This window comes from Streptomyces ortus, assembly GCF_026341275.1.
In the GTDB taxonomy this organism is placed as follows: Bacteria; Actinomycetota; Actinomycetes; order Streptomycetales; family Streptomycetaceae; genus Streptomyces; species Streptomyces ortus.
This window is the reverse complement of the sequence record NZ_JAIFZO010000002.1, coordinates 1,910,428-1,925,261: the sequence shown is the minus strand read 5'-3', so window position 1 is coordinate 1,925,261 and position 14,834 is coordinate 1,910,428. Positions and strand designations below refer to the sequence as shown.

General features: G+C 70.7%; 12 protein-coding genes and 3 tRNA genes. 13 read left to right on the top strand and 2 right to left on the bottom strand.

Annotated elements, in window-relative coordinates:
• Positions 1–20 precede the first annotated feature (20 nt).
• The gene (locus K3769_RS11820) at positions 21–329 is read right to left on the bottom strand and encodes a YtxH domain-containing protein (RefSeq protein ID WP_267026393.1); all 309 of its coding nucleotides are present in this window, start codon (positions 327–329) and stop codon (positions 21–23) included.
• 164 nt (positions 330–493) lie between these two features.
• On the opposite strand from K3769_RS11820, the gene K3769_RS11815 reads away from it, so the two are divergent.
• The 4 genes from K3769_RS11815 to K3769_RS11800 all read left to right on the top strand — a co-directional run bounded on the left by K3769_RS11815 (position 494) and on the right by K3769_RS11800 (position 2,297).
• Positions 494–566: transfer RNA gene (locus K3769_RS11815), tRNA-Asn, on the top strand.
• A gap of 6 nt (positions 567–572) precedes the next feature.
• Positions 573–645 (top strand) — tRNA-Asn (locus K3769_RS11810).
• 177 nt (positions 646–822) lie between these two features.
• Positions 823–896 (top strand) — tRNA-Ile (locus K3769_RS11805).
• Between the two features lie 399 nt (positions 897–1,295).
• Positions 1,296–2,297, top strand: a complete 1,002-nt coding sequence (locus tag K3769_RS11800) for an AraC family transcriptional regulator (RefSeq protein ID WP_267026392.1) — start codon at positions 1,296–1,298, stop codon at positions 2,295–2,297.
• Between the two features lie 73 nt (positions 2,298–2,370).
• Here the strand turns inward: K3769_RS11800 and K3769_RS11795 are convergent, their stop codons facing one another.
• Positions 2,371–4,161: a PucR family transcriptional regulator gene (locus K3769_RS11795; protein WP_267026391.1), complete on the bottom strand. Its 1,791-nt coding sequence runs from the start codon at positions 4,159–4,161 to the stop codon at positions 2,371–2,373.
• Positions 4,162–4,569: 408 nt separating this feature from the next.
• On the opposite strand from K3769_RS11795, the gene dnaK reads away from it, so the two are divergent.
• From dnaK to K3769_RS11750, 9 genes are all read left to right on the top strand, one after another.
• Positions 4,570–6,474 carry a molecular chaperone DnaK gene (dnaK, locus tag K3769_RS11790; protein ID WP_267026390.1) on the top strand — a complete coding sequence of 635 codons (1,905 nt, stop codon included), beginning with the start codon at positions 4,570–4,572 and terminating at the stop codon, positions 6,472–6,474.
• 9 nt (positions 6,475–6,483) lie between these two features.
• Positions 6,484–7,101: a nucleotide exchange factor GrpE gene (locus K3769_RS11785; RefSeq protein ID WP_267026389.1), complete on the top strand. Its 618-nt coding sequence runs from the start codon at positions 6,484–6,486 to the stop codon at positions 7,099–7,101.
• Between the two features lie 6 nt (positions 7,102–7,107).
• Positions 7,108–8,058 carry a J domain-containing protein gene (locus tag K3769_RS11780; RefSeq protein ID WP_267026388.1) on the top strand — a complete coding sequence of 317 codons (951 nt, stop codon included), beginning with the start codon at positions 7,108–7,110 and terminating at the stop codon, positions 8,056–8,058.
• A complete protein-coding gene (locus tag K3769_RS11775) occupies positions 8,055–8,402 on the top strand; it encodes a chaperone modulator CbpM (RefSeq protein ID WP_267026387.1) in 348 nt (115 codons plus the stop codon). The genes K3769_RS11780 and K3769_RS11775 overlap by 4 nt, the downstream gene beginning before the upstream one ends.
• Entirely contained in the window at positions 8,393–11,032 is a 2,640-nt protein-coding gene (clpB, locus tag K3769_RS11770; protein ID WP_267026386.1) for an ATP-dependent chaperone ClpB, read from the top strand. The genes K3769_RS11775 and clpB overlap by 10 nt, the downstream gene beginning before the upstream one ends.
• Positions 11,029–11,487 (top strand): thioredoxin, encoded by a 459-nt coding sequence (trxA, locus tag K3769_RS11765; protein WP_267026385.1) that lies wholly within the window; start codon positions 11,029–11,031, stop codon positions 11,485–11,487. The genes clpB and trxA overlap by 4 nt, the downstream gene beginning before the upstream one ends.
• Positions 11,488–11,583: 96 nt before the next feature.
• A complete protein-coding gene (locus K3769_RS11760; RefSeq protein WP_267026384.1) occupies positions 11,584–11,847 on the top strand; it encodes a UBP-type zinc finger domain-containing protein in 264 nt (87 codons plus the stop codon).
• The gene (locus K3769_RS11755; RefSeq protein WP_267026383.1) at positions 11,847–13,580 is read left to right on the top strand and encodes an FAD-dependent oxidoreductase; all 1,734 of its coding nucleotides are present in this window, start codon (positions 11,847–11,849) and stop codon (positions 13,578–13,580) included. The genes K3769_RS11760 and K3769_RS11755 overlap by 1 nt, the downstream gene beginning before the upstream one ends.
• A 93-nt stretch (positions 13,581–13,673) precedes the next feature.
• A complete protein-coding gene (locus K3769_RS11750) occupies positions 13,674–14,807 on the top strand; it encodes a hypothetical protein (protein WP_267026382.1) in 1,134 nt (377 codons plus the stop codon).
• Positions 14,808–14,834: the final 27 nt, after the last annotated feature.

The window sequence follows — 14,834 nt, the reverse complement described above, 5'->3', positions numbered from 1 at the left end:
CGGGTGCGTGGGGAGTGGGGCTAGGTGTTGCTCGTACCCCAGTCGTCCTCGGGGCGGGTGCCGTTCGCGTTGCGTTCGCGCAGGGAGCGGACCCGCTCGGAGACCGAGTCGGGGACCCGGTCGCCGACCTTCTCGCTCACCACGTGGAACGCCTTCCCGGCGAACTGCCGTCCCTGCTGGGCCGCCGACTCGGCGGTGTTGCGCACCGCCGGGTTCTGCGAGACCTGCCGGGCGGTCTTCCTCAGTTGCTCGTAGCGTTCGCGCCCGGCGCGTGTGCCGAGCACGTATCCCAGAGCCATTCCGACGACGAACGTGAGCCGGTAGCGCATGGGGCCACCCTTCCTCTTGTGAGTCGGTCCTTTGCGGCGGCGTCGGTCGCGGGCGGGTTACCGATTGGCGGAGCACCCCCCTGCTTGCGCTAATGTATGTGTCGCAGCGAGCGCACGCCCTCTGGCGAATACCCAGGGAGCTACGTTCGATGCAAACGAGGCAATCCCCTGTAGCTCAATTGGCAGAGCAGCCGGCTGTTAACCGGCAGGTTACTGGTTCGAGTCCAGTCGGGGGAGCTTCGGTCTTCCGTAGCTCAATTGGCAGAGCAGCCGGCTGTTAACCGGCAGGTTACTGGTTCGAGTCCAGTCGGGAGAGCAGTGCGGACGAGGACCCCATGGACTCCATCGGGGTCCTTTTTCATGCCCTCGGGAACCGCTGCGTCCCAGGTGAGGTCCTAGAGGGCAGGCGAAGCCGACCATCCGAAGCAGGAGATCGTATGAGCGGCTATGCTGCGGCAGACGGCGCGCACACATGTGCGCGACGCGCCGTAATGGGGCGGTAGCTCAGCCGGTTAGAGCAGCGGACTCATAATCCGCCGGCCGTGGGTTCGAGTCCCACCCGCCCCACCTGCGCAGGTTCTTGGCCTGCGGAAACGTTCCCCTTTGATGGTCGGAGCGTCGACTTCGAGGCCTTGGGCGACGGGGGTCTCAACCTTTGCCGCGACCGTCTGCTGTCGCGCGTGATCACTCGCGGTGGCCGCAGCGCCGGTAACTGTGATCGGCGCCCGGGGCAGGGGCCGGTAGGCGCATGCGGTGATCCCTTGAGCGCGGTCGGCTGATCGTTCAGGCATGTGTTCGGTGCGGAACTCCGCCGGTGAGGCGGCAGACTTCGGTGGATGCCGCAGATCCCGTACCCGACGCCCGGTGGCAACGTGTGGCTTCGGGGGTTCCGCCGCAGCCGTACCGTGCCCTGATGTCGGGCAGGGGACAGACGAGCCGTGGTACGTGGTGAGGAGCGACGGGGACATGCATCAGGTTTCGGCTCTGCGGGCTGAACTCGCCCGGCCGGTCCGGCTGCGCACCACCGACCTGGACGAGGCCCGGCAGGTCATCCGGCAGAACTTCTACAGCAATGTGGTCGATCTGCTCCAGCCGTCACCGGTCCTGTCCGGGCACTTCGCGGTGAGCAGGCTGCGCCGGGTGACGATCGGTGCGCTGCAGTTCGGTGCGGATCTGCGCATGCGCTTCGGTGAACTGACCGCCTACCACGTCGACGTGCCGCTGACCGGGTCCATGGTGTGGCACCAGGGAGGCCTCGATCCGCTCCTGGCCACGGTGGACGAGGCTGCGGTCTTCCAGCCCGGCCGCACCACGGTGCTGGACCGGTGGGACGGTGACTGCCGACTTCTCGCCGTCAAGATCGAACGCCCCGAACTGGAGCTTCAGCTGGAGCGACTGCTCAACGCCCCGGTACGGCTGCCCCTTCGGCTGGAACCCGCCATGGACATCTCCCGCGGCCCGGGGCGCAGCTGGGCCCGGCTGGTCCGGATGGTGGCGGAGGACGCACAGACTTCCCAGGGGCTCGTCCGTCACGACCTGGTGGCCGACCGACTGCACGAGGCGGTGGTGACAGGACTGTTGCTGGCGGCCGATCACCCTTATCGGGAACGCCTGGCGCGGCCGGTCCCGCCCAGCCGTCCCGCCCCGGTCAAACGCGCCATCGACGCCATGGAGGCGCACCCGGAGCATCCGTTCACCGTGTCGGCCCTTGCCGAGATCTCCGGAGTGGGCATCCGGCAATTGCAGGAGGGGTTCCGCCAGCACGCCGGTATGCCCCCCATGGACTACCTGCGCCGGATACGGCTGGCCCGCGTCCATGAGGAACTGCGCCGCAAGGAACCCGGTCAGGTGACCGTCACCGATGTCGCCCACCGCTGGGGCTTCACCCACCGGGGCAGGTTCGCCGGCGCCTACCGTCGACGCTACGGCGTGACGCCCTCGGCCACCCTGCACAAGACGCAGGGGTAGGCGGCCACGACCTGCCGCGCGACGAGCCGCCGGGCCGTCCCCGCTCTCGTCGCGCGGCGGTTGTGGCGGGGCATCACGGCGGTCCACCCGGCGCGATCTTCCACACCCGGGTCGCCACCTGCAGGTTGAGCCGCTCCTCGGCGTTCGCGAGGTCTCTCCCGCTGATGTCGTGAATGCGCTTGGGCCGATAGCGCAGCGTGCTGCGGTGAATGCGCAGGGATGCCGCGGTCTCGTCGTAGTTGCCGCCGCAGTCGAAGTACCGGGACAGGGTCTCCACCATGGACGTCTTGTGCCAGGCGTCGTAGTCGATGAGCTGTCCGAGCCACTCGTCGACGAACGTCTTCAGTTCTCGGTGGTCGTTCCCGGGGCCCAGAATGCGATAGAGGCCGAGCTCGTCGAAGAACGTGGTGCCGTAGCGCTCACGGGACCGACCGCGCACGGTCAGGGCGCGCTGTGCGTCCCGGTAGCCGCGGGGAATGGCGTCCGGGGAGGCGCACCGGGCGCTCACCCCGATCGTTCCGGACGGTGCGCCGGTCTCGCGGGCGAGCGCCTCGTACAGCGCGTGGGCGTGCGGCCTGGCGTCGGTGATCAGGATGACGTGGTCGGAACGCCAGGTCAGCAGCGCGCGCATACCCACCTCGGAGGCCGCTCGGCCGACGGTCCGGGCGAAGGAGTCGTCCGCGGTCCGGTCCGACCACCGCACCGCGACGACGTACTGGCTGCGGTGCAGGTCGTGCCCGGCCGCCTCGGAACGGGCGTAGGTGCTTGCCTCGGCCGTCCCGGCCAGCAGATCGTCGACCAGCTCGCGGTGCAGTCTCAGCTCCACTTCGGCCAGATCGCGCAGGTGCGTCAGTTCCAGGGCGAGCGACGTCGCCGCGTCGTTCAGTGCGAGCACGGTGTGCTCGTCGGCCTCGCCGTCGGGGTCGACCAGGGCCAGCACGCCCAGGATCTCGTCGTGCGGGCGGACCAGGGTGATGAGCCGGTTCTTGATCCGCACCGGTCCGGCCTCCCGGGCGACGGCGTTGAGCAGTTCGTCCTGACGTACGGGGTCCGGTTCCGGATAGGGGTCCGGGCGGCCGGGGCCGGTCCATGACCTCGGCCGGCCGAAGCGGTCCTCGACCAGCGCCGGGAGTCCGGTGATCCGGTGCAGTGCGCGGGTGACGGCCTTCTCGCCACCGCCCGAAGCGGCGATGTCGGCCATGAGAGCGTGGGCGGCCCGCTGATACCCCAGCTCGGCCACGACGCGGATCAGCTGCAGCTGCAGGGCCGTGCGTTCCTTCCGCAGCCGGTGCAGCTCCCGTGCTTCCTCGCGTCGACGGCGCTGCGTGAAGGCGAGGGAAAGAGCGGCGGTGGTGTGTCCGACAAGCGCGGTGAGCAGGGAGCGCTCCGCCTCGGTGGGCCGGGAAGGGGACGTCACCACGAGGTAGCCACGGATTCCCTCGACACCGCGCAGTCCCAGGGCCCGCCCCCAGGATCCGCCGGACACGCGCACGGGACCGTCGTCGCCGGCCAGGTCCCGCAGCCTCCGGCCCAGGCCCGGGGCAGGGGCCGCTCCCGTCGGGTCAGGGACCAGTTCGCCATCCACTTCGAGGTATCCGGCCACAGCTCTGTACGGTCCGGTGGCGGCTACGTGACCCATGGCGAGGCGCAGGATGTCGCCTTCGTCGGGAGTGCCGAGCAGGACGCGGGAGAACTCCGTCAATGCGTCGAGTGCGTGCCCGACCGAGGTCCGAGCGGGTGAGCAGAGCTCTCTCCGCGGGGCCGCGGGGAGCAGCCGGGCGCTGCCTTTCGAGAGCCTGTCGTCACGAGCGGCGCGGCGGTGGTGCTGGTGGTGGGGCTGGTGGTGCGTTCTGCTGTCGGCCATGGGATCTTTCCCCGTTCGCCTGAGCCCTCAGGAGGCAAGCAGTGGGCTGTGGACCCGTTCCACAGGCCGGCTCATTCAAACTGTTCGAGTTCCTCCTCTGATACTCCCAGGACGACCGGACCCCCGCATTTCTGACCTGCCGGGCTCAGGCGCGCAGCGGCCCGGCTCATCACGCTGGGGAGGTGTTCGAGAGCGTCCTGCGCACTGTGGGACGGGCGACGACCGCACGGCCCGAGCCGGTACGAGGCCGTCGTGTCCGCGGAGCCCGCCCGCGCAGGCTGAACGGCGTGCCGCAGGCCACCGGCGGAGGTTCCGTCCGCCGTACCTGAACCCATGTGCGTCCGCCGTACCCAAAAACCAACGTGCTCCGGAGAGTCGGTGCGGGAGGCCGCACCGGGAGGAGTTCCTATGTCGAAGGCAGTGGGTATCGACCTGGGCACCACCAACTCGGTGATCGCCGTCTGGGAGGGCGGCGAGCCGACAGTCGTGCCCAACAGCGAGGGCAACCGCACGACACCGTCCGTGGTCGCCTTCACCGACACCGGGGAGCGCCTGGTGGGCCAGCTGGCCCGGCGCCAGGCGATCCTCAACCCCAAGGGCACCATCTACTCGGCCAAGCGGTTCATCGGCCGGCACTTCAACGAGATCTCCGACGAGGCCAAGGCGGTGGCGTACGACGTCGTCGAGGGCGACGGCGGCGCGGCCCGCTTCGAGGTACGCGACAAGCTCTACGCGCCGGAGGAGATCAGCGCGCAGGTGCTGCGCAAACTCGCCGACGACGCCTCCAAACAACTCGGGGAACGCGTCACGGAGGCGGTCATCACGGTGCCCGCCTACTTCAACGACGCACAGCGCACCGCCACCAAGGACGCGGGCCGGATCGCGGGCCTGGAGGTGCTGCGGATCATCAACGAGCCGACGGCCGCCGCCCTCGCGTACGGCATGGACAAGAAGGAGCACGAGACCGTCCTCGTCTTCGACCTGGGCGGCGGCACCTTCGACGTGAGCATCCTCGATGTCGGTGACGGCGTGGTGGAGGTGCGCTCCACAGCCGGCGACAGCCACCTGGGCGGGGACGACTTCGACCGGCGTCTGGTCGATCACCTGGCGGACGGCTTCCAGAAAGAGAACGGCATCGACCTGCGCAAGGACCCGCAGGCCCTGCAACGCCTGTTCGAGGCGGCGGAGAAGGCCAAGACCGAGCTCAGTTCGGTGACGCAGACGCAGGTCAGCCTGCCGTTCATCACCGCCGACGCCGCAGGTCCCAAACACCTCACCGACTCCGTCATGCGGTCCACGTTCGAGCAGATCACCAGCGACCTGGTGGAGCGGTGCCTGGGACCGGTCCAGCAGGCCATGGGCGACGCCAAGGTCGGCGAGAGCGACATCGACGAGGTCATCCTCGTCGGCGGTTCCACCCGTATCCCCGCTGTCCAGGCCCTTGTGCGCCGGCTGACCGGCGGCAAGGAGCCGAACATGAGCGTCAACCCCGACGAGGTCGTGGCGCTCGGCGCCGCGATCCAGGCCGGGGTGCTCAAGGGCGAGGTCAAGGACGTCCTGCTGCTCGACGTCACCCCCCTGTCGCTGGGCGTGGAGACCCGCGGCGGTGTGATGACGAAGATCATCGAACGCAACACCACCATCCCGGTGCGCCGCAGCGAGACCTTCTCCACCGCCGAGGACAACCAGCCGGCCGTCGATGTGGTGGTCCTCCAGGGCGAGCGCGAGCGGGCGGCCGACAACCGGGTGCTCGGCCGGTTCCAGCTCACCGACATCCGGCCGGCGCCGCGCGGCGAACCACAGATCGAGGTCGTCTTCGACATCGACGCCAACGGCATCCTTGAGGTCAAGGCCCGCGACCGGGACACCGGCAAGGAACAGGGCATCACCATCAGCGAGAGCTCCAACCTGGACCGCGGCGAGGTCGAACGCATGGTCCAGGAGGCCGAGCGCAACCAGGGCGAGGACCAGGCACTGCGGGAGGCCGTCGACGCCCGCAACGAGCTCGACGCCGTCGCCTACCAGGTCGAGAAGCGTCTCGCCGAACTCGGCGACGCGGCGCCGGGGCACGAGAAGGCCCGTGCCGAGATGCTCGTGTCCGACGCCCGGGCGGCGGTCGAGGAAGAGGCGGGCGTGGAGCGCACGCGGCCTCTGACCTCCGAACTCCAGCAGGTACTCGCCGGGCTGGCGGCTCACCAGGACACCGCCGCCACGGGAGGTCCGGGCCGGACGACGGCCACCGGGGACGGGGCGGCCGGCAGCCCGGGCGGCGGTGACGACGACATCATCGACGCCGAGTTCGACAAGGACTGAGGAATCGCCATGCCGATCCACTCAGGGGAACCCGGCCCGGCCGTGTCCGGGCAGACCGATCCGGCTCCGGAGGGCGCTGTGAGCCCTCCCCCCGAGAACCCGCCGCGCTCGGATCCGCCGACCGAGCGGGGGACCGCCACGGACGAGGCGCCCCGCCCCTACGCGGCCGGCGCAGACACACCGTCCGAAGGCGAGTACTCCACCGAGCTCCGCGAACTGGAGGACCGCTGGCGCCGCGCGCTCGCCGATCTCGACAACCTGCGCAAGCGCCACACCAGGGAGTTGGAGCGGGAGCGGACGGTGGAGCGATCCCGTACGGCTGCCGCCTTCCTGCCCGTCCTCGACAACCTCGAACTCGCCCTGGCCCACGCCGGCGCCGAGGCGGGCGCGGTCGTGGAGGGCGTTCGGGCGGTCCGCGACCAAGCGGTGAACGTCCTCGAACTCCTCGGCTACCAGCGGCACGCGGAGACCGGCGTCGCCTTCGACCCGGCCCAGCACGAGGTGATCGGCGTCGTCCAGGACCCCGACGCCCCACCGGGCACCGTCGTCGAGGTGCTGCGCCCGGGCTACGGGGACGGAGAACGACAGCTCAGGCCTGCCGCCGTGACCGTCGCGAAGCGGGAGTGACCGGTCATGGCACAGGACTTCTACGAGGTGCTGGGAGTGTCCCGCACCGCGAGCCAGGACGAGATCCAGCAGGCGTACCGCAGGCTCGCCCGCAAGAGCCACCCCGACGTCAACAAGGATCCCGGGGCGGAGGAACGCTTCAAGGACCTCAACGAGGCGTACAGCGTCCTGTCGGATCCGAAGACCCGGGCCCGTTACGACCGGTTCGGAGAGGACTTCCGCAAGATCCCCGAGGACTACGAGGAACGGGTCGCGGCGGGCGCGGGCAGCGGCTTCCGCGCCCGGACCACCTCGGGCGCGGGTGGCCCCCGGGTCCGGTACTCCACCGGCTTCGGCGACGACTTCGCGGCGGAGGGTGTCGACATCGAGGACCTTCTCGGCTCGCTCTTCGGAGCGGGCGCCGCCGGGGGTGTGCCGGGAGCCGACCAGGAGGCCGAACTGCCGCTCACCGTCGAGGAGGCGTACCGGGGCGGCCGTCGTACCGTCACACTCGCCGGCCCCGCCGGGCAGCCGAGGCGTTACGAGGTCGAGGTGCCGCCGGGCGTCACCCACGGGCAGCGCATCAGGCTGGCGGGCGAGGGCGGCCGGGGAAGCGGTGACGCCGCCGGGGGCGACCTGTACCTGAGGGTGCGCATCCGGCCTCATCCGCGGTTCCGGCTGGACGGCCGCGACGTGCACGTCCAGCTCCCCGTCGCCCCCTGGGAGGCGGCACTGGGGGCGACCGTGCCGGTACCGACTCCGGCCGGCGGCACGGCCAAGGTCACGGTACCCGCCGGCTCGTCCAGCGGCCGGCGGCTGCGGCTGCGCGGCGAGGGCATGCCGCATCCGCGCGGCGTCGACGGTGACCTGTACGCCGAACTGCGCATCATGGTGCCGCCCACCCTCGACGACCGGGAACGCGAACTGTTCGAGGAGCTCGCCGCCACCTCCTCGTACGACCCCAGGAGGACGCGATGAACCACCGACCCGCGCAAGGGGCAGGCATCGCCGTCCGGTACGCCCTCGTGGCCTCACCCGGCCTTTCCCTGGACGCCGTGGCCCGTCGCTCGGGCCTGCATCCCGACCTTGTCCGCCGGTTCGTCGCCCTCGGCCTGCTCGACGCCGGACGCGACGGCGCGGGGCGCCTGGTGTTCGGCCCCACGGCCCCGGCGGACCTCGCCCGCATCCAGCGGCTGCGCTCCGGACTCTGCCTCAACTACGCATCCATCGGCCTGGTGCTCGACCTGCTCGACCGCATCAGCCTGCTCGAATCCGCCCTGCGCGACCGGGATACGAGGAGTGACACACCCCCATGGACATGAACCGCCTCACCCAGAAATCGCAGGAAGCCCTCCAGGAAGCCCAGAGCGCAGCCGCCCGCATGGAACAGACCGAGGTCGACGGGGAGCACCTGCTGCTCGCGCTCCTCGACCAGGAGGACGGCCTGATCCCGCGCCTGCTGCAACAGGCGGGCACCGAGCCGGAGAACCTGCGCACGGCCGTGCGCGAGGAACTCTCCCGCCGCCCGAAGGTGACCGGCCCCGGCGCGGCCCCCGGCCAGGTCTTCGTGACCCGGCGCCTCGGCCGCCTGCTGGATACGGCCGAACGGGAGGCCAGACGACTCAAGGACGAGTACGTGTCCGTCGAACACCTCCTGCTCGCCCTGGCCGAGGAAGGCTCCGCGACCGCGGCCGGACGACTGCTCAACCAGGCGGGCGTCACCAGGGACACGTTCCTCGACGCGCTCACCCAGGTCCGCGGCAACCAGCGTGTCACCTCCGCCAATCCCGAAGTCGCCTACGAGGCCCTGGAGAAGTACGGCCGCGATCTCGTCGCCGAGGCCAAGGGCGGCAGGCTCGACCCGGTCATCGGCCGGGACGCCGAGATCCGCCGCGTCACCCAGATCCTCAGTCGCAAGACCAAGAACAACCCCGTCCTCATCGGCGACCCCGGCGTCGGCAAGACCGCCATCATCGAAGGCCTCGCCCAGCGCATCGTCCGCGGAGACGTGCCCGAAGGGCTCCGCGACAAGGTCGTGTTCGCCCTCGACATGGGCTCGCTGGTCGCCGGTGCCAAGTACCGCGGTGAGTTCGAGGAACGCCTCAAGGCCGTGCTCAGCGAGGTCAAGGCCGCGCAGGGACGCATCCTGCTCTTCGTCGACGAGCTCCACACCGTCGTGGGAGCGGGCGCCGCCGAAGGAGCCATGGACGCGGGAAACATGCTCAAGCCGATGCTCGCGCGCGGCGAACTGCACATGATCGGCGCCACCACCCTCGACGAGTACCGCAAGCACATCGAGAAGGACGCCGCCCTCGAACGCCGCTTCCAGCAGGTCCTGGTCGACGAGCCGAGCGTGGAGGACACCATCTCCATCCTGCGCGGACTGCGCGAACGCCTGGAGGTCTTCCACGGCGTCAAGATCCAGGACACCGCACTGGTCTCCGCGGCGACCCTCAGCCACCGCTACATCACCGACCGGTTCCTCCCCGACAAGGCCATCGACCTCGTCGACGAGGCATGCGCCCGGCTGCGTACCGAGATCGACTCGATGCCCGCCGAACTCGACGAGATCACCCGCCGGGTGACGCGCCTGGAGATCGAGGAGGCGGCCCTGTCCAAGGAGACCGATCCCGCCAGCCGAACCCGCCTGGAGGAGCTGCGCAAAGAGCTGGCCGACCTGCGCGGCGAGGCCGATGCCCGGCACGCGCAGTGGGAGGCCGAACGGCAGGCCATCCGCCGCGTGCAGGAACTGCGGCAGGAACTGGAGCAGACCCGCCAAGAGGCGGAAGAGGCCGAACGCGCCTACGACCTCAACCGTGCGGCCGAACTCCGCTACGGCCGCCTCCAGGACCTGGAGCGCCGGCTCGCCGCGGAGGAGGAACAACTGGCCGCCAAACAAGGGCAGAACCGGCTGCTGCGCGAGGTCGTCACCGAGGAGGAGATCGCCGAGATCGTCGCCGCCTGGACGGGCGTTCCCGTCGCCCGCCTCCAGGAGGGCGAACGCGAGAAACTGCTGCGCCTCGACGAGATCCTGCGCGAGCGCGTCATCGGCCAGGACGAGGCCGTCCGGCTCGTCGCCGACGCCATCATCCGTGCCCGCTCCGGCATCCGCGACCCGCGCCGCCCCATCGGCTCGTTCATCTTCCTCGGCCCCACCGGCGTCGGGAAGACCGAACTGGCCAAGACTCTCGCCCGGGCCCTGTTCGACTCCGAGGACAACATGGTCCGCCTCGACATGAGCGAGTACCAGGAACGGCACACCGTCAGCCGGCTCATGGGGGCACCACCCGGATACGTCGGCTACGAGGAGGGCGGCCAGCTCACCGAAGCCGTACGCCGCAAGCCGTACTCGGTCGTGCTGTTCGACGAGATCGAGAAGGCGCACACCGACGTCTTCAACACCCTGCTGCAGCTCCTCGACGACGGCCGCATCACCGACGCCCAGGGCCGCACCGTCGACTTCCGCAACGCCGTGATCATCATGACGTCCAACATCGGCTCCGAGCACCTCCTCGACGGCGCCACGGCCGAGGGGGAGATCAAGCCGGAGGCCCGAGCCCTGGTGATGGGCGAGCTGCGCGGGCACTTCCGCCCCGAGTTCCTCAACCGCGTCGACGACATCGTGCTGTTCAAGCCGCTCGGTGAGCGGCAGATCGAGCGGATCGTGGACCTGCAGTTCGACGAACTGCGGCAGCGGCTCGCCGAACGCCGTATCACCGTCGAACTCACCGACGCCGCCCGCGAGGTGATCGCCCACCAGGGCTACGACCCGGTGTACGGGGCACGGCCACTGCGCCGCTACATCTCGCACGAGGTCGAGACACTCGTCGGACGCGCGCTGCTGCGGGGCGACGTCCAGGACGGCGCGACGGTCCGCGTCGACGCCGACCACGGAGAACTGGTGGTGACCTACGACCGGCGGGACGCGGCGCGGGAGGCGAGGGCGGCGTGAACACCACCGCGACGGTGACGGTCACCTGCCCGCACTGCGGACGCGCCAACAGGATTCCCGTGGCCGCCGAAGGGAGCCCGAAGTGCGGCCACTGCACACAGCCGCTGCCCTGGATCGTGGACGCGGGCGACGACGACTTCGCCGAGGTCGTCGAGCGGGCCACCGTGCCGGTCGTCGTCGACCTCTGGGCCACCTGGTGCGGTCCCTGCCGCATGGTCAGCCCCGCCCTCGAACAGGTCGCCCGCGACCTCGCCGGACGGATCAAGCTCGCCAAGGTCGACGTCGACAAGAACCCGCGGCTCAGTCAGCGGTTCGAAGTGCAGGCCGTACCGACCCTGCTCGTCCTGGACCGGGGCCGGACGCTCGCCAGGCAGGCCGGTGCGGCACCCGCACAGGTCCTGCGCCGGTGGGTCGAGCAGGCGCTGGAGGACCGGCGGACCGCGGCGGGAGGCTGAACACGGGCGGGCCGACCACCACGTGGGCGGAACGCGGCCCCGACCCGGACCGGCCGGCCTCCTCGCGCAGCGGTTCCAGACGGAAGGAGAACCCCCATGTCCACGATTCCCGACCCGCACCTGCAGATGGTGCGCCCCGTCACGCCGCGTACCCCCCAGGGCTGCGAGGAGTGCCTCAAGGAGGGCTCCCCCTGGGTGCACCTGAGGCTCTGCCTCACGTGCGGGCGCGTCGGCTGCTGCGACTCGTCGCCCCGCAGGCACGCCAGATGGCACGCGCAGAACGCCGCCCACCCCGTCGTGCGGTCCTTCGAGCCCGGCGAGGACTGGCGCTGGTGCTACGTCCATGAGGCCCTGGTCTGATGAGCGGGGCCGAGCACCGGCACGGCGCGGTCCACGAGACACCGGACCAGGGCGGGGCGTTCCCGCGCCTGACGCCGCAGCAGCTCCGTGAGCTGGCCACGCAGGGTGAGCACCGCAAGACCCACGGGGGTGAGGTCCTGTACCGCGAGGGCGAGCCGTTCCGGGAGTTCGTCGCGATCCTCAGCGGGACCGTGGAGATCCTCCAGGACCCCGGCGGGCCCGAGGAGCGCACGGTGGCCGTGCACGGACCCGGCAGGTTCCTGGGTGAACTCGGGCTGCTGGAGGGCGAGGTGGCGTTCGACACGGCCGTGGTGCGTGAGGCGGGCGAGATCCTGGCGGTACCGGCGGAGCCGCTACGCCTCCTGGTGGGCCGCGACCCCGTCCTCGGCGACCTCATCCTCCGCGCCTACCTGGGCCGCAGGTATCTGCTCATCGGACTCGGCGCCGGCTTCCGGATCCTGGGGTCGTGCTACTCGCCCGACACGCTGCGGCTGCGTGAGTTCGCCGCCCGCAACCGGCTGCCCCACCGCTGGGTCGACTTGGAGAAGGACAAGGAGGCGGAGTCACTGCTGCGCCGGTTCTCCATCCGTCCCGAGGAGACTCCGGTGGTCCTCTGGAAGGGCGAGCGGATCCTGCGCAATCCGAGCAACGCCGAACTCGCCCGGCTCATCGGGCTGCCCGCTCCCTCCCCGGAGCCGGGGCGGTGCGACGTGATGGTGGTCGGCGCGGGCCCGGCGGGACTCGCCGCGGCCGTGTACGGCGCCTCCGACGGACTCCGCACCGTCACCGTCGACGCCGTGGCCACCGGAGGCCAGGCCGCCACCTCGTCCCGCATCGAGAACTACCTCGGCTTCCCCTCGGGCGTCTCCGGGGGCGAGCTAGTCGAACGCGCGGTGCTCCAGGCCCGCAAGTTCGGTGCCCGCCTCATGGTGCCGGCCGAGGTCGACGGGCTCACGCCGCAGGACGACGAGTACGAGATCTCCTTCACCGACGGGTCCCGGACGCGGGCCGGCGCCGTGGTGCTCGCCTCGGGCGTGTGGTACCGCAGGCTGGAGGTGCCCGGCATCGACCGCCTGGAGGGCGTCAGTGTTTACTACGCGGCGACCGTCCACGAGGCCGGCCTCTGCCGGGCGGACCCGGTCGCCGTGGTGGGCGGCGGCAACTCCGCCGGCCAGGCGGCGCTGTTCCTCGCGAACCACGCCTCCCGGGTCCACCTCCTGGTCCGCGGAGGTGACCTCAACGCGGACATGTCGCGCTACCTGGTGGACCAGGTGACACGGCACCCGAAGATCGAGGTGCTCCTGCGCACCGAGGTCCGGGGCGTCACCGGGGAGGAGAAGCTGGAGTCGCTGACCGTGCGGGACAACGCCGGTGGCGAGCGCCGCGAACTGCCGGCCAAGGCGCTCTTCGTGTTCATCGGGGCCAGGCCGCGTACGGATTGGCTCAGAGGAGTGCTGGCCCTGGACGAGAAGGGCTTCGTCCTCACCGGCGCCGATGCCCGGGCGGCGGCCGACGCGGCCCGGTGGGACCCGCTCGGCCGTGGGCCGCTGCTGCTGGAGACCACACTTCCCGGAGTGTTCGCCGCCGGTGACGTCAGAAGCGGCTCGGTCAAACGGGTGGCCTCGGCGGCGGGCGAGGGAGCCATGGCGATCCGCCTCGTGCACGAGCACCGGGAAAAGGCGGGCGCCCTGGTCCGCACCGTCGGCCCCGAGGGGCCTCGCCCGACCGGGTGACCGCGGTGCAAGGCCCCCGGCACCTCGACGTTACTCCCGGACATCCTGTGGGAACCCGTGATCGCCTGTGCAGCCGACGAGAGGGGCCCAGTCATGCCGGAGTCGTCCCAGAGCGTTACGGTCGTGGCTCTCCTGGCGGATCCGGACGCGCCGACGGAGATCGCGCGGCGCATGGCCCGGACACTTCCCGCCCGGCTCGCCGACAAGTCGGGCCCCGGGCGACGGTTCGAGGTCGAGGTGGTCAGTGAGCCCTTCACCTCGGGGACCGAGGACCCGCCGACGCTGATGCGCCGGATCATGGACCGTGGAAGGGCGGAGGACTGGGACATCGTGGTGGCCCTCACCGACCTTCCGCTGCACGCACACGGGCGCAAGCTCGTCGTGAACCTGAGTCACGAGCACGGCCTGGTGCTGCTGTCACTGCCTTCGTTGGGCGGTCTGCGGCTGCAGAAGAGGGCCCGGCTAGCCGTGGAGGAGGCCGTGCTCGGCTTGACGGGTCCGCGGGCCGCCGGGGCGCAGGCGCCGCCACGGGAGCCGCCGCTGCCCGCGCCCTTCAACGGGCGCCTCACACCCGTTCATCCGAGTCCGGTCGATGAGGACGAGACCGCCGATCTGCGCTACGTCGTCAGCGGGCCGCGCGGTTACCTGCGGATCCTCGGCGGTATGGTCCGCGCCAACCGGCCGTGGCGGCTGGTGCCGGGCTTGTCGAAAGCTCTGGCGGCCGCACTCGCCACGGGGGCGGTCGCCACCGTGAACTCCACCGTCTGGAGCCTGGCCGAGGCCCTGAGCACGCCCCGTCTCATGATCGCCACGGTCGGATCTGTCGTGATCATGATCGGCTGGCTGATCGTGGACGCCAACCTGTGGCATCGGCCGGCGGCGTCCACGCGGGAAGCGAAACAGAAGGCGAGGCTCTACAACGCCTCGACGGTCCTGACCGTGGGTCTCGGAGTGCTCGTCTGCTACGTGGGGCTGCTGGTCATCAATCTGGTGTGGGCGCTGTTCATCCTCAACGACCAGGTGTTCGCCTCCATGACGCGGTCCCCGCTGGACGCCACGGACTACTGGACGCTGTCATGGTTCGTCGCCTCGACCGCCACCGTCGGCGGCGCGCTGGGATCTGGCCTGGAGAGCGACGAGGCGATCCGGGCGGCGGCCTACTCCAAACGCGAACAGGAACGTCGTCAGCTGCTCCAGGACGACGGCGAGGACCGGCCCGCGAAGTGAACCCGCACCGGCTGCCACAGCCACTTC

What these genes read in the sequence shown, in the direction of transcription:
- K3769_RS11795 (WP_267026391.1), bottom strand. Translation starts at nt 4,161, where the DNA reads ATGGCCGACAGCAGAACGCACCACCAGCCCCACCACCAGCACCACCGC.
- K3769_RS11785 (WP_267026389.1), top strand. Translation starts at nt 6,484, where the DNA reads ATGCCGATCCACTCAGGGGAACCCGGCCCGGCCGTGTCCGGGCAGACC.
- K3769_RS11750 (WP_267026382.1), top strand. Translation starts at nt 13,674, where the DNA reads ATGCCGGAGTCGTCCCAGAGCGTTACGGTCGTGGCTCTCCTGGCGGAT.
- K3769_RS11760 (WP_267026384.1), top strand. Translation starts at nt 11,584, where the DNA reads ATGTCCACGATTCCCGACCCGCACCTGCAGATGGTGCGCCCCGTCACG.
- K3769_RS11780 (WP_267026388.1), top strand. Translation starts at nt 7,108, where the DNA reads ATGGCACAGGACTTCTACGAGGTGCTGGGAGTGTCCCGCACCGCGAGC.
- dnaK (WP_267026390.1), top strand. Translation starts at nt 4,570, where the DNA reads ATGTCGAAGGCAGTGGGTATCGACCTGGGCACCACCAACTCGGTGATC.
- K3769_RS11775 (WP_267026387.1), top strand. Translation starts at nt 8,055, where the DNA reads ATGAACCACCGACCCGCGCAAGGGGCAGGCATCGCCGTCCGGTACGCC.
- K3769_RS11820 (WP_267026393.1), bottom strand. Translation starts at nt 329, where the DNA reads ATGCGCTACCGGCTCACGTTCGTCGTCGGAATGGCTCTGGGATACGTG.
- clpB (WP_267026386.1), top strand. Translation starts at nt 8,393, where the DNA reads ATGGACATGAACCGCCTCACCCAGAAATCGCAGGAAGCCCTCCAGGAA.
- K3769_RS11800 (WP_267026392.1), top strand. Translation starts at nt 1,296, where the DNA reads ATGCATCAGGTTTCGGCTCTGCGGGCTGAACTCGCCCGGCCGGTCCGG.
- K3769_RS11755 (WP_267026383.1), top strand. Translation starts at nt 11,847, where the DNA reads ATGAGCGGGGCCGAGCACCGGCACGGCGCGGTCCACGAGACACCGGAC.